Consider the following 12,517-nt stretch of genomic DNA (forward strand, 5'->3'; position numbering starts at 1 on the left):
AATTCCCTAATCTTCGAAACGAAATCTGTAGGCATCGCCGTGCCTGACAACGCGACCCGCGGTCGGTGCTGGAAAATGACCGGTGAGCAGATAGCTTGGCGTATCGGCAAGCTCTTCCAGAAGCGCCATTCGCGTTGCGACCGCCGCGGCCGGATCGACATCGGCGGCATTCGACAGCCACGGCGCGGCGCACTGGATGGGATGATGGATGACGTCGCCCGACATCACCGCGTGATCATGGCCGCCGTTGAGATGGATCTGCATGTTGCCGGCGGTGTGGCCTGGTGCCGGCGCGAATCGCAAGGCCGCATCGCGCTCGCTAAACAGGCGGTGATCGGTCTCGACCAGTTCAGCCTGGCCCGCGGCGACCACCGGCAGCACGGAATCCTCGAACGAGCCGTGGTTCACGGGACTCTTCGGCGCGGCATTGTGCGCGGCTTCGAAGTGGCGATATTCGGCGCGGCCCATCAAATAGCGCGCGTTGGGGAAGGTCGGTACCCAGCGGCCGTCCACGAGCCGCGTATTCCAGCCGACGTGATCGACGTGCAGATGCGTGCACATCACGAAGTCGACCTCTTCAGGCGTGACGCCGAGCGCCTGCATGTTCTCAAGGTAAGGCTGGTTGAGGTCATTCCACGCCGGCACCCGCGGCCGCTTCTTGTGATTGCCGCAACAGGTGTCGACGATGGCGGTCCAGCGCGGCGTGCGAACGAGATAGGAGTGGTGGCTGAGGATGAAGCGGCCGGTCTCCGGCTCGATATAGCGGTGATCGAGCCAGCTGCGGTTCTCCGCGATCACCTCGTCGGTGACGTTGGCGAACAGCCAGGTCTTGTCGAACGCAAGCGAAGCGATCTCGCTGACGAGATCCACCCGCATGCTGCCGATCCGCAACCCCCGCATTGGCTCAGTTCTTCAGGAGGTCGCCGAACGGCACCCAGCGGGTACCGTCGAAGCGGATCAGCTGGAGGCTCGTCATCGGAGTATAGTGCTCGGGCGAGTTGTTCACCGCGGTCCCGTTGATCAGCATCGGCAGGCGCACGTCCTTCATCGTCGTCGCCTGCTTCATCACATTGGCGCGGGTGAGGTCGTTGCCGGAGGCCTTCAGCACCGTCACTAGGGTCTGGGCGATGGTGTAGCCATAGACGTTGAGCCAGTCGCTCTTGTTGGCGTCCGGCATGTACTTGTCCATGAAGGCGGCCCATTCCTTGTAGCCGGCATCGTCCTTCGAGGCCGGATCGGTCGCGTCCTTCAGATACTGGCTGGAGATGACGCCGGTGGAGTTGTCCTTGCCGGCCGGCTCCAGTACGCCGCTGATCGAGGCCGAGACGTTGGAGATGATGGTGACGGGCTTCCAGCCGATCTCGCCGATCTTGCGGATCGCCTGCGCGGCAAATTTCGGCGTCGCCGCCACCAGCACGACGTCCGCGCCGGCGGTCTTCAGTTGCAGGATCTGGGTGTCGACGGTCGGCGCCGAGGTCTCATAGGCCGCGCGCGCGACGATCGCTTCGCCACCGCCGAGCCCTTCCTCCAGCGCTTTCAGATAGTCCTTGCCGAGATCGTCGTTCTGGTAGAGCACGCCGATCTTCGCATTGGCGTGGCTCGCCTTGATGTATCTGGCGTACGCGACGGCCTCGTCGCGATATGTCGGCTGCCAGCCGACGGTCCAGGGAAAGTTCTTGGGATCGTCCCATTTCGCGGCGCCCGAGCCGAGGAACAGCTGCGGCACCTTGCGGTCGTTGAGATATTTGTGCACGGCGCTGTTGGTCGGCGTGCCGACGCCGCCGAAGATCAGCAGCACTTCCTCGCTCTCGACCAGGCGCCGCGTCTGCTCCACCGTCTTCGGCGGGCTGTAGGCATCGTCCGCGATGATCATCTGGATGCGCCGCCCGTTGACGCCGCCGTCGTCGTTCACCTTGCGAAAATAGGCCTCCGCGGATTTCGCGATCTGCGCGAACGCCGACACCGGGCCGCTGAGCGGCGCGGTGGTGCCGATCCTGATGGTCTTGTCGTCGGCACCGGGATCGAATTTCGCGGTTTGGGCAGAAGCGGTGCTGGCTGCGAGCAGCGGCAACAGGATGCAGGCCGCACCCAGGCGAACGCGGGCAAAGCGCGCCATGACGTCGTCTCCCAAAATTGCTCTCCGCCTCTCATGGAGCGGAGTTGAAACGCGAGAACAGCGCCCGAAAGCGGACTTGCGGGCCGCGACCGTTGTCGCCAGACTGGCGAAACGAACGATCGTTCGTACGGTTGACTAGCGAACGATCGTTCGTTAGTCAAGCCGGATGGCTGTCCACACCTCCAGCGCAGCGGAAGCTGCTGCGCCCACCACCCGCGAGCGCATCCTCACCGAGGCGCTCGATCTGTTCGCACAGAGCGGCTATGGCGGCGCCTCGATGCGCGAGCTGGCGCGTCGCGTCGGCATCCGCGAAAGCAGCCTCTACAATCATTTCTCCGGCAAGGCCGCGATCCTGGAAGCGATCGTCAGCGAGCACGGTCCGGCCAGCTCGGCGAGCCGGCTGGAGGAGCCGCGCTACAGGCAGCTCGCGCGCCAGCCCGCCGCGTTCTGCCGGCAGTTTGCATTGGACCTCGTCGAGCAATGGTCCGACCCGCGCGAGCACCAGTTCCAGAAGGTCATCACCGCCGAGCGTAACCGCGTACCCGGCATTCGCGCCAAATTCGCCGACCATTTCTATGCGCGCGAGCAGAGCATGATGACGGATTATTTTCGCGGCTTTGCGCTCGCCGGTTTGGTCAAGACGCCTGACCCGCGCGAGACCGCGCGCCTGTTCGCCGCCGGCCTGATCTACATCCGCCTCGAGCATTACGTGATGGGCGCGGCACCTTCGCCGCGGCCGAAGGTGATCGAGGCGATCGACCGCTATCTCGCCTTCTTCCTGTCGCTGATCGCGGCGGATGGCGGCACGAACGACAACAAGAAACGAAAAACCAAGGGAGAGAATCGTGGCAAGGCTGCCCCTGATTGATCCGGAAACGACGAGCGGCGACATCCGTGCCTCGTTCGACCGCATGCCGGTCAAGCTCAATATCTTTCGTATGATGGCCCATGCCGAGGCCAACATGATCCCGGCGATGCGGCTCGGCAATTCGATCCTGCACAAGCAGAAGCTCAGCGCGGTCAACCGCGAGCTTTTGATCCTGCAGGCCGCCCAGCTCGAAGGCGGCGCCTATGAATGGCGCCAGCACGTGCCGATCGCGCTCGGCGTCGGCTGCACGCAAGCGCAGATCGATGCGGTCGAGCGCAGCGACTATGATACCGCCGCGTTGAGCGAGGCCGAGCGCGCGCTGCTGAAGTTCGGCCGCGAGGTTGTCGAGAACGTCCGCGTGCCCGAGACGACGTTCGCTGCCATGCGAAAACATTTCAGCGACCAGGAGATCGTCGAGTCCATCGTCGCGCTTGGCTTCTACATGATGATGGCGCGTCTCACCGAGGCGACCGAGACCGATCTCGATCCGGCAGCGGGCATGAAGGTCTATGACGGCGGCAAGAAGTAGGCGGCTGAGATGACGGATACCGACAGCAAACCGGAGCGCTACGTCCGTCCGCCGAGCGCGGAGTCCTTGGGCGAGGCGCCGGGCAGGGGACGCCTGAAGGGGCGCCGCATCCTGATCGTCGGCGGCGGCCAGCGCGTGTTCGACGCCGCCACCGATCCGATCGGCAACGGCCGCGCCATGAGCATTCTGTGCGCACGCGAGGGCGCGAAGGTCGCTGTCGCCGACCTCAACCACACGTCCGCGCAGCAGACCGTCAAGCACATCACCGACGAAGGCGGCGAGGGCTTTGCCATCACGGCCGACGTCACATCAGAGGCTGACGTCCAGCGCATGATCGACGAAGCCCACCGCGCCATGGGCGGGCTCGACGGCATGGTCATGAACATCGGTACCTTCGGCAAGACCGGGCTCGATAACGTCAGCCCCGAGGAGTGGAACAGGATCTACGACGTCAACGTCCGCGGCCCGATGCTGTGCTGCCGCGCGGCCCTGCCGAAATTCGACAACGGCGGCGCCATCGTCTTCATCTCATCCATTGCCGCACTGAAAGCCGGTTCGCAGATGGCGGTGTACGATTCCTCCAAGGCCGCACTCGGCGGCCTGATGCGCAACATCGCCCATCTCGGATCGCGCCGCGGCATCCGCGCCAACCTCGTCTATCCCGGTCTCGTCGACACTCCCAACGGCCGTGAAGCCGGCGCCGGCCGTCCCAACCGCGGCAAGGGCCACGTCCCCTTCGGCCGCCAGGCCACCGCGTGGGAGATCGCCTATGCCGTGCTGTTCTTCCTGTCGGACGAAAGCGTCTACGTCACCGCACAGACGCTCGCGGTGGATAGCGGTTTGAGCGGAATGTAGGACGCAAGCGCAATCTGGCACCGCGGCATTCGATGACCCCGGCGCAGCAGAGCCCTCTCATCATGGCGACGACCCCGCAATCGTCGGGGTCTGCTATGCGTTCATCTGCTCGAGTGCTTTCAGGAGATCCTCGCATGCCTTCTCGGCTTCAGCGAAGGTTTTGAAGGGGGAGCCGCCAAGTTTGACTGCGGACTTGTTCCCTTCGACCGGTCGCCATGAGGCAACCAGGCCCGGCTTTCCGTGAAGGCCAGGACCGGTGCGGTCTTCGTTACTGATCACAAACGAAAATCCGCCGCTGCACGCCATCCAGATTTCAAGCTCATTCACCGGAGTATCGACGCGAGCAAAGAGCAGGGCCATATGACTCTCCAGAGTTTTGCTTCGCGAGAGTTTTGCTCCGCGCGTGCAAGTCGTCAGTGCCTACCTGTGCGAATCCCGGACCGCCGCAACGCCCGGGGTCTCTGATCCCTCGGCTCTCCATGCCGCCAAGTCGCCCGGGAGCAGAACGGGATCGCTCTCAACATGCTTGTTGCGGCGAACTCCCAAGCCGATGAGCCCGCCGAATACAAACGCGGAACCTGCAATTATCAACCAGTGCGGCAAGTCCAACACGGGCATTGCAATTCTCCCATTGAAAGGAGGGCGTTACGCAATTGCCTGCCGAAGCGTGAGCCGATTACCGTTATTCAAGTGTATGGACTATTCCCGTACTCCAAGCGCCGTGCAAGGCACCCAAAAGGGGTAGCTTCTCGACCTAAATTGCCGCCAACGAAGGCAACGGGAAGCAGCCGCTCCGTTGGTCGGCGCCAGCTCCCATCCGTACCGCCATCACGAGATACAGATTGCGCGTCATGGCCATATCGCCTAATGATGTTGTACAAATGACCAAATAAGATGGTCGCGCGTTAAAGTCGCGATCGTGGAGCGCCGCCCGTGTGCGGAGGCAGCCGGGTTGAGGGGGATATCGCAGCATGCCGCAGGCAGATGGTTTTGCTTTGGCTGGCGTGATCGGCATGCCGGTCGCGCATTCGCGCTCGCCGGTCATTCATAATTACTGGCTGCAGGCCCATGGCATCCGCGGCGCCTATGTGCCGCTCGCGGTTGAGCCGGAGCGGCTCGACGATGCGCTTTCCGGGCTCGTCGCGCTCGGGTTCCGCGGCTGCAACGTCACCATGCCGCACAAGCAGACCGCGATGCCGAAGCTCGACCGCGTCAACGAGACGGCGAAGCGCATCGGCGCCGTCAACACCATCGTCGTCGAGGAAGACGGCACGCTCTCTGGCTTCAACAATGACGGCAATGGCTTTGTGCAAAGCCTGCGCGATGCGAAGCCCGGCTGGCGTGGCGATGCCGGGCCGATCCTGCTGCTGGGCGCCGGTGGCGCCTCGCGCGCCGTGGTCGTGGCGCTGCTGGAGAACGGCGCGCGCGAGATCCGCATCGCCAATCGCACGCCGGAAAAGGCGCAGGCCATCGCGACCGAATTCGGCTCGGCCATCAGCACCGTAGCGTGGGATGCTCGCGGCGCCGCGCTCGCCGACGTCGCGCTGCTCGTCAATTGCACCGATCGCGGCATGGTCGGCAAGGGCGCGCTCGAGATCGACCTGTCGCGCCTGAGGCCCGAGACGCTCGCCGCCGATCTCATCTACACGCCGCTCGAGACGCCGTTCCTGGCTGAAGCTCGTGCGCGGGGCTGCACCACGGTGAACGGGCTTGGCCTGCTGCTCAACCAGGCCCGGCTCGCCTTCAAGGCCTGGTTCGGCGTCATGCCCGACGTGACGCCCGAGCTGATCAAAGCCATCGAGGCGACGTTCTGAACCGCGTGCCGGGGATTTTTGCGCCATGACACTGCCGGCGTCTCCCAGGATCGACTGCCACATCCATGCCATCGATCCCGCCCGCTTTCCTTACCGGGCTGACACGCCATACCGTCCGAGCGGGCAGGAGATCGCACCCGCGGCGCAGCTCATCCGCGTCTTCGACGCCTTCGACGTCAGGCACGCGCTCGTGGTCGCCACCAACACCGGCTACGGCAGCGACAGCCGCATCCTGCTCGACACCTTGAGTCAGGGCGGCGGCCGCTTCAAAGGCGTCGCCGTGGTCGAGAACGACGTCGACATCAAAGAGCTGGAGCGTTTGAAAGCCGCAGGCATCATCGGCGTCGCCTTCAACGTACCATTCCATGGCGCCGATTATTATCGCAACACGGCGCCGCTGCTGGAGAAGCTGACCAGCCTCGGCCTGTTCCTCCAGATCCAGGTCGAGCAGGACCAGTTGCTCGACCTGCTGCGGCTCATTGAAAAATCAGATGTGCGTCTGGTGTTCGACCATTGCGGGCGGCCGTCGGTCGCGCAGGGCTTGAGGGGCAAAGCATTCCAGGCGCTGCTGGCGATCGGCCGCGAGCGCGACGCGCACATCAAGCTGTCCGGCTACTACAAATTCTCGCAGCAGCCGCATCCTTATGAGGACACCTGGCCGTTCATCGCGGCCCTCGTCGAGGCCTTCACGCTCGATCGCTGCGTCTGGGGATCGGACTATCCGTTCCTGCGCGCGCCTGAGCGGCTCGATTACGGGCCGCTGCTCGCGGTGCTGACAAAGCTGTTTCCGGACGCGGGCGATCAGCATCGCCTGCTGTGGCGAACGCCGGCAAGGCTGCTCGGCTTCGACGACACGACAGATCGATCATAAAAAGAAAGCAAAGGGGAGGAGGACATCATGAGGCATCTTGCAGGGGCACTCGGCATCGCGCTCGCGGCATCGCTGTTATCAGGTGCAGCCGCCGCGCAGAGCGCGGTCTACATCCCCGATGTCATCGAGCTCTCCGGCCCCGGCGCGGTGTCGGGCACCAACTGGCGCGACGGCGTCGCGCTCGCGGTCGACGAGATCAACGCCGCCGGCGGCATTCTGGGACGAAAAATCCAGACCGAGCATCTCGACACCCAGAGCAACCCCGGCATCTCGCGCGCACAGGTGCAGAAGGTCCTGGACAAGGATCCCTATGTCGTGCTCGGGCCGATCTATTCCGGCTCGGTCAAGGTCAACATGGCGCTGACGCAAGCGGCAGAGACTCCGCAGATCGTCGGCGCCGAGGCCGCCGACATCACCACGCAGGGCAACCCATGGGTGTTCCGCACCGCCTTCGGCCAGCAATTCTCGATGCCGAAGATCGCCAACTATCTGCACGACAAGCTCAAGGTGAAGACTGTTGCGGTTCTCTGGGTCAACAATGATTTCGGCAAGGGCGGCCACGACAATTTCGTGAAGGAGATGAAGTCGCGCAACATCGAGGTTGCGGCCGACATCTCCACCGAGCAGGGCCAGGTCGATTTCGGTTCCGACGTCATCAAGCTGAAGGGCGCCAAGGCCGACGCGATCTTCGTCTATACCAACGAGGAGGAGAGCGCGCGCTTCCTGATCGAGGCCAAGCGGCAGGGCCTGACGACGCCGCTGTTTGGGGAGACCACGCTGCTCAGCCAGAAGGTGGTCGAGCTCGCCGGCCCCGCCGCCAATGGCGTGCGCGGCCATGTCGGCCTTTCCGCCGACGCACCGGTGCCGGCGATCGAGGATTTTGCGACGAAATTCACCGCGCGCTTCAAATACCGGCCCGATCACAACGGCATCAAGGGCTACACCGCGGTCTATCTCGTCAAATACCTCACCGAAAAGATCGGCAAGTTCGACAGCAAGGCGTTTGGTGCGGCGATGAAGGGCCTGACCCTGACGCCCGACAAGGCCCCTGGCATGCTGATGGAGGCGAGCTGGGACCAGAACGGCGACATCGACCGCGCCAGCTTCCTCGCCGAGATCGTCGACGGCAAGCAGAAGATCGTCGAGACACTGCCGAAGCTGAAGGGCGGCAAGGGGGAGTGAGGACGTCCGCCTGCTCCGTGACTCCGCCCTCAGAGTTCGTCGAGCGCGGCCCATTGCGGGACGTGTGCGGCGAGCTTGTCGAGCAGGCGCTCGAATTCGCTGCGCTCGGAGCGGGTGAGGCAGGCCAGCATCGCGCGCTCCCGCTCGCGTAGGGCCGGGATGTATTTTGCGTAGAGCGCACGGCCGGCCGCCGTCATGAACAATTGCTGGCGGCGGCTGTCGGTCTTGTCGGCGGCGCGCCGTATCAGCTTCTTCTTCTCCAGCGCGATGATGCCGCGACTGATATTGGCCTTGAGATGGCCCGAGAATTCGCAGATCTCGCTCGCCGTCACACCCTCGCGGAAATTCAGGAAGATCAGGGTCACGATCTCCGGGCGCGTCAGGCCAAGCTCCATCTCGATCCGTCGGAACGACGGCTCGCGATAGAAGTTCAGAACGTAGCCCATCCTGTAGGCGATCTGCAGCTCGGTGCCGCCGATCACCGTGGAGAGCGGCTCGGGCCCGGTCGGGTCTGCCTTGCCTGCGCGGTCGGTCGATTTTCGAGATGGTCTCATATGAGACTTTCTGGTTGCTTTCCGGTTCGGCATGATCTTAACATCGCCGCGCGGCCCGCAAGAATGGCCGTCGTCGATAGTTGTGGAGGATCGGATGGAGGTGACGCCGGCCGGGGCGAGAGCGGTGGACCCGTCGCGCGAGCGCGAGGTTCGTTGCTTCTATGCGGGCACGCCGGCGCATCCGGTCTATGTCGATCATTTGCAATCGCCGCGCGCGGCCACAGGCAGGGCGCCCGTCGTCATGGTCCACGGCGCCGGCCACACCGGAACCTGCTATCTGGCCACGCCTGACGGTCGGCCGGGCTGGGCACAGCGGTTTGCGGCGGCGGGCCGCGACGTGTTCGTGCCGGACTGGCCCGGCCACGGCCGTTCGCCGCAGCCGGCGGACTTCCCGCGGCTCGGAACGGACGACGTCGCGACCTCGCTTCTGGCGCTGATCGAGCAGATCGGCCCTTCGGTGCTGCTGGTGCATTCGGCGAGCGGGCCGATGGCATGGTGGATGGCGGAGCGGCGTCCCGATCTCGTTCGTGCCGTGGTCGGCATTGCGCCGGGCCCGCCAGCCAACCTGCTGCGTGATCTGCCCGACGATCCCTCGGCGATCCTCGCTTTGCGGGATGACGCTGGCGCGGGTCATCCCGTCTATTCGGACGAGAGCAAGCCGGTGCGGCTGACGGCGGAGTTTGCCGCGGCCTATTGGGCCAACGGGCCGCGCTTTCCGCAGCACGCGTTCGACAATTACTGCCGCTCGTTCGCACCGGAAAGTGCGCGAATCCTCAACGAACGCTTCAACATCGGCGGACGTGGGCTCAGGATCGATGATCCCGAGCGTCTGCGTGACAGGCCGATCATGATCGTGACCGGAGATCACGACCCGCGCCACCCGCGCGAGATCGATGCGGCGACGGCCGACTATCTCGGCGCGGAGTTCGCCTGGCTTCCGGAGCGCGGCATAGAGGGCAACGGACACATGATGATGGTCGAGGACAACAGCGACGATCTTGCCGCCATGATCCTGGCCTGGCTCGACGCCGTCAAAAGCTGAGATCTCGCATCGAAAGGGACGACAGATGAAATGGATTGCGTTCGCCGTTCTGCTTCTCGCGCTTCCCGTCGCAGCACAGGCGCAAGTCAGCGGCGACGTCGTCAAGCTCGGTGTGCTGACCGACATGGCCGGCGTGACCGCCGACATCACGGGCAAGGGCTCCCTGGCCGCTGCGGAAATGGCGGCGGGTGAAATCGGCGGCAAGGTCCTCGGCAAGCCGATCCAGATCATCTCGGCCGATCACCAGCACAAGGCCGATGTCGGCACCGCGATCGCCCGCCGCTGGCTCGATGTCGAGGATGTCGATGCGATCGTCGACGTGCCGAATTCAGGCGTTGCGCTTGCGGTCCAGGGCCTCGCCCGCGAGAAGAAGCGAATCGTCCTCTATTCCGGTCCCGGCACGACCGCGCTCACCAACGAGCAGTGCTCGCCCTACGGCTTCCACTGGACCTACGACACTTACGCCGTCTCCCGCGGCACTGCGTCCGCGGTGGTCAAGGCCGGCGGCAGCACCTGGTTCATCCTCGCTTCGGACTATGCCTTCGGCCATCAGCTCCAGCAGGATGCGACCAGCGTCATCACCGCTGCGGACGGCAAGGTGCTGGGTGCCGCCCGCCATCCGCTCAACACGCCGGACTTCTCCTCCTTCCTGCTGAGTGCGCAGGCCTCGGGCGCCAAGGTGATCGGTCTCGCCAATGCCGGCAACGACACCGTCAACGCGATGCGGCAGGCCGGCGAGTTCGGCCTCGTGCAGGGCGGCCAGAGTCTCGCCGCGCTGATCCTGTTCCTCCAGGACGTGCACGCGCTCGGCCTCAGGGATGCACAAGGCACCTACCTGACCACCGCGTCCTATTGGGACATGAACGAGGCGACGCGCGCCTGGTCGAAGGCGTTCTTTGCGAAGACCGGCATGATGCCGTCGATGCTGCATGCCGGCGTCTATGGCGCGGTGCGCCACTATCTCAAAGCCGTCGCCAGCGCCGGCACCGACGATGCCGACAAGGTCGCGGCCGCCATGAAAGCGCTTCCCGTCGAGGACGTCTTCTCGGAAGACGCCCGCGTCCGCGAGGACGGGCGCGTGACCCGCACCATGTATCTGGTCCGCGTCAAGAAGCCGTCGGATTCGAAATACCCCTGGGACTATTTCGAGATCGTGCGCAAAATTCCGCCCGAAGAGACAGTCTGGCCGCTTGCGGAAAGCAAATGTCCGCTGGTCAAGGCCTCCAGCCGCTGAATCAGGCGGCGGCCGGGCGAGTTGCCACTCGACGCCAGGGCATGGAGGAGTGAGGGCGACGAGGGCAGGCGCAAGCCCCGCACCATCGTGCGATGGGATCAAACTGCCGGGCAATTTTTGCAGCGTCGCGCGACGTTGAAGCGATATCGGTGAGCTCTAAAAGCGAAGGCCGATCAGAATCAACAATGCTCTCGCTGGCACGTAAATTGCTGAATGTTTCCGCGCAATGACCACAGGAATAAATCCGTGACCAGCGTCAGCTACACCGTCCCGCCGAACTGGACCGCAGGCTCCGACAAATCAGGCGCGAGCAAGAACAAGAATCCGAACGATCCGAACATGCTGACGACGGGCGCCTACGGCAGCGCGTTCGAGCTGATGCTCGACAGCCGCGCCAACGCCGACGGCACCACGACGGAGACGCTGAGCTACAAGAGCTACACCGGCCAGACCAACGGCAGCTTCTCCGCCACGGCCGAGTCGGGCACGGGAGCCGATCTCGGCAGTGCCTATCGGGCGCTGCTCGCCACGCTTCAGGCCAACGGCGAGATGGACGACAAGACCGCCGCGCAGCTCAACGACGCCATGGGCCAGCTCGATGCCAAATCCGAGGGCGGTACCAAGGATGCCGAAGTGTCCGGTGGCGCCATGCTGGTGCGGGCCGGCGGCCCCGTCTATTTCAACGGCATCTCGGCCTATCAGAACCAGTTTGTGGATTCGCTGGTCAACGAGCTGAGCACAAGGCTGAACCTCGACGCGAAGGCGTGAGACGATTAATGATGTGCGGGTGATCCACGGGACACTCGCGACACATGAAAACGACGCTGCTCAAATCCGAGGACTACACCCGCTCGCCCTGGAAGAACGGCGGCGGCATCTTCACCGACATCGCTGATGCGCATCGTGCGGGCAGCCCGGTGAAGGACTGGGACAGCCTGCTCTGGCGCTTTGCCTCGACGCCGATCGTGGCGCCCGGTCCATTCTCCTATATGCCCGGCATCGACCGGCTCCAGATGGTGGTCGGCGGGCGCGGGCTGGTCCTGAAGTCGCCCACGCAGGACTTCGACGAGCGTGAACCTTTTACGACCGTGCGCTTCACCGGCGAGATGGAGATCGTGACCGCGCTCGAGGAAGGTCCGGTCGAGGTCGTGAATCTGATGGCGCGGCGCGGCGCCGCGGAGATCGGGCTCGCGGCGCTCAGGGAGCCCGGCGAGCGGCCGCTCCCCGCCGGCACGCATCTCGTCTACGCGGCGCGCGGTGATTGCCGCATCCGTCTCGGGGCCGAGGATTTTGCGATTTCGCACGAAAACACGCTGAAGGTCGAGCTGACCGCGGTCTCGAATCTCGCGCTGGTTTCGGGGCTGGCGGTGCTGGGATCGATCCGGCTTACCGGCTAGGCGACGGCACCCGATATTCCTGCGCGCAATCCGTGCAATTGGCCAGGTTGACGCC

At 64.4% G+C, this 12,517-nt stretch carries 14 protein-coding genes; 10 read left to right on the top strand and 4 right to left on the bottom strand.

Annotated features, from left to right (window positions below; all coding sequences use genetic code 11):
- Positions 1-6: 6 nt before the first annotated feature.
- Positions 7-876: an MBL fold metallo-hydrolase gene (locus tag NLM15_RS09200; RefSeq protein ID WP_254116618.1), complete on the bottom strand. Its 870-nt coding sequence runs from the start codon at positions 874-876 to the stop codon at positions 7-9.
- 28 nt (positions 877-904) lie between these two features.
- The gene (locus tag NLM15_RS09205; protein ID WP_254116619.1) at positions 905-2,116 is read right to left on the bottom strand and encodes an ABC transporter substrate-binding protein; all 1,212 of its coding nucleotides are present in this window, start codon (positions 2,114-2,116) and stop codon (positions 905-907) included.
- A 166-nt stretch (positions 2,117-2,282) separates the two neighbouring features.
- Here NLM15_RS09205 and NLM15_RS09210 point away from each other — a divergent pair, with 166 nt between their 5' ends.
- From NLM15_RS09210 to NLM15_RS09220, 3 genes are read left to right on the top strand one after another with little or no spacing between them, the layout of a single operon-like run.
- Positions 2,283-2,984: a TetR/AcrR family transcriptional regulator gene (locus tag NLM15_RS09210; RefSeq protein ID WP_254116620.1), complete on the top strand. Its 702-nt coding sequence runs from the start codon at positions 2,283-2,285 to the stop codon at positions 2,982-2,984.
- Positions 2,962-3,513 carry a carboxymuconolactone decarboxylase family protein gene (locus NLM15_RS09215; protein WP_254116621.1) on the top strand — a complete coding sequence of 184 codons (552 nt, stop codon included), beginning with the start codon at positions 2,962-2,964 and terminating at the stop codon, positions 3,511-3,513. Before NLM15_RS09210 ends, NLM15_RS09215 begins: the two co-directional genes overlap by 23 nt.
- 9 nt (positions 3,514-3,522) lie before the next feature.
- Positions 3,523-4,368: an SDR family NAD(P)-dependent oxidoreductase gene (locus tag NLM15_RS09220; protein WP_254116622.1), complete on the top strand. Its 846-nt coding sequence runs from the start codon at positions 3,523-3,525 to the stop codon at positions 4,366-4,368.
- A 93-nt stretch (positions 4,369-4,461) separates the two neighbouring features.
- On the opposite strand, the gene NLM15_RS09225 is transcribed toward NLM15_RS09220, so the two are convergent.
- Positions 4,462-4,728, bottom strand: coding sequence for a hypothetical protein (locus NLM15_RS09225; RefSeq protein ID WP_254116623.1), 267 nt, complete (start codon positions 4,726-4,728; stop codon positions 4,462-4,464).
- Between the two features lie 611 nt (positions 4,729-5,339).
- On the opposite strand from NLM15_RS09225, the gene NLM15_RS09230 reads away from it, so the two are divergent.
- From NLM15_RS09230 to NLM15_RS09240, 3 genes are read left to right on the top strand one after another with little or no spacing between them, the layout of a single operon-like run.
- Complete coding sequence (locus NLM15_RS09230) at positions 5,340-6,182, top strand: shikimate dehydrogenase (RefSeq protein ID WP_254116624.1); 843 nt, start codon at positions 5,340-5,342, stop codon at positions 6,180-6,182.
- A gap of 25 nt (positions 6,183-6,207) precedes the next feature.
- Positions 6,208-7,053, top strand: coding sequence for an amidohydrolase (locus NLM15_RS09235; protein ID WP_254116625.1), 846 nt, complete (start codon positions 6,208-6,210; stop codon positions 7,051-7,053).
- A gap of 27 nt (positions 7,054-7,080) precedes the next feature.
- Positions 7,081-8,235 carry an ABC transporter substrate-binding protein gene (locus NLM15_RS09240; protein ID WP_254116626.1) on the top strand — a complete coding sequence of 385 codons (1,155 nt, stop codon included), beginning with the start codon at positions 7,081-7,083 and terminating at the stop codon, positions 8,233-8,235.
- A 29-nt stretch (positions 8,236-8,264) separates the two neighbouring features.
- Here NLM15_RS09240 and NLM15_RS09245 read toward each other — a convergent pair whose 3' ends face one another.
- Positions 8,265-8,789 carry a MarR family winged helix-turn-helix transcriptional regulator gene (locus tag NLM15_RS09245; protein WP_254116627.1) on the bottom strand — a complete coding sequence of 175 codons (525 nt, stop codon included), beginning with the start codon at positions 8,787-8,789 and terminating at the stop codon, positions 8,265-8,267.
- Between the two features lie 94 nt (positions 8,790-8,883).
- Between NLM15_RS09245 and NLM15_RS09250 the strand changes: the two genes are divergently transcribed.
- The 4 genes from NLM15_RS09250 to NLM15_RS09265 all read left to right on the top strand — a co-directional run bounded on the left by NLM15_RS09250 (position 8,884) and on the right by NLM15_RS09265 (position 12,462).
- Complete coding sequence (locus tag NLM15_RS09250) at positions 8,884-9,831, top strand: alpha/beta fold hydrolase (RefSeq protein WP_254116628.1); 948 nt, start codon at positions 8,884-8,886, stop codon at positions 9,829-9,831.
- 25 nt (positions 9,832-9,856) lie between these two features.
- Positions 9,857-11,065, top strand: a complete 1,209-nt coding sequence (locus NLM15_RS09255) for an ABC transporter substrate-binding protein (protein WP_254116629.1) — start codon at positions 9,857-9,859, stop codon at positions 11,063-11,065.
- Between the two features lie 246 nt (positions 11,066-11,311).
- Positions 11,312-11,833, top strand: a complete 522-nt coding sequence (locus NLM15_RS09260; RefSeq protein ID WP_254116630.1) for a hypothetical protein — start codon at positions 11,312-11,314, stop codon at positions 11,831-11,833.
- A gap of 44 nt (positions 11,834-11,877) precedes the next feature.
- Complete coding sequence (locus tag NLM15_RS09265; protein ID WP_254116631.1) at positions 11,878-12,462, top strand: HutD family protein; 585 nt, start codon at positions 11,878-11,880, stop codon at positions 12,460-12,462.
- Positions 12,463-12,517: the final 55 nt, after the last annotated feature.

Source organism: Bradyrhizobium sp. CCGB20, from assembly GCF_024199855.1.
Taxonomy (GTDB): Bacteria; Pseudomonadota; Alphaproteobacteria; order Rhizobiales; family Xanthobacteraceae; genus Bradyrhizobium.

What these genes read in the sequence shown, in the direction of transcription:
- NLM15_RS09200 (WP_254116618.1), bottom strand. Translation starts at nt 876, where the DNA reads ATGCGGGTGGATCTCGTCAGCGAGATCGCTTCGCTTGCGTTCGACAAG.
- NLM15_RS09205 (WP_254116619.1), bottom strand. Translation starts at nt 2,116, where the DNA reads ATGGCGCGCTTTGCCCGCGTTCGCCTGGGTGCGGCCTGCATCCTGTTG.
- NLM15_RS09210 (WP_254116620.1), top strand. Translation starts at nt 2,283, where the DNA reads ATGGCTGTCCACACCTCCAGCGCAGCGGAAGCTGCTGCGCCCACCACC.
- NLM15_RS09220 (WP_254116622.1), top strand. Translation starts at nt 3,523, where the DNA reads ATGACGGATACCGACAGCAAACCGGAGCGCTACGTCCGTCCGCCGAGC.
- NLM15_RS09225 (WP_254116623.1), bottom strand. Translation starts at nt 4,728, where the DNA reads ATGGCCCTGCTCTTTGCTCGCGTCGATACTCCGGTGAATGAGCTTGAA.
- NLM15_RS09230 (WP_254116624.1), top strand. Translation starts at nt 5,340, where the DNA reads ATGCCGCAGGCAGATGGTTTTGCTTTGGCTGGCGTGATCGGCATGCCG.
- NLM15_RS09235 (WP_254116625.1), top strand. Translation starts at nt 6,208, where the DNA reads ATGACACTGCCGGCGTCTCCCAGGATCGACTGCCACATCCATGCCATC.
- NLM15_RS09240 (WP_254116626.1), top strand. Translation starts at nt 7,081, where the DNA reads ATGAGGCATCTTGCAGGGGCACTCGGCATCGCGCTCGCGGCATCGCTG.
- NLM15_RS09245 (WP_254116627.1), bottom strand. Translation starts at nt 8,789, where the DNA reads ATGAGACCATCTCGAAAATCGACCGACCGCGCAGGCAAGGCAGACCCG.
- NLM15_RS09250 (WP_254116628.1), top strand. Translation starts at nt 8,884, where the DNA reads ATGGAGGTGACGCCGGCCGGGGCGAGAGCGGTGGACCCGTCGCGCGAG.
- NLM15_RS09255 (WP_254116629.1), top strand. Translation starts at nt 9,857, where the DNA reads ATGAAATGGATTGCGTTCGCCGTTCTGCTTCTCGCGCTTCCCGTCGCA.
- NLM15_RS09265 (WP_254116631.1), top strand. Translation starts at nt 11,878, where the DNA reads ATGAAAACGACGCTGCTCAAATCCGAGGACTACACCCGCTCGCCCTGG.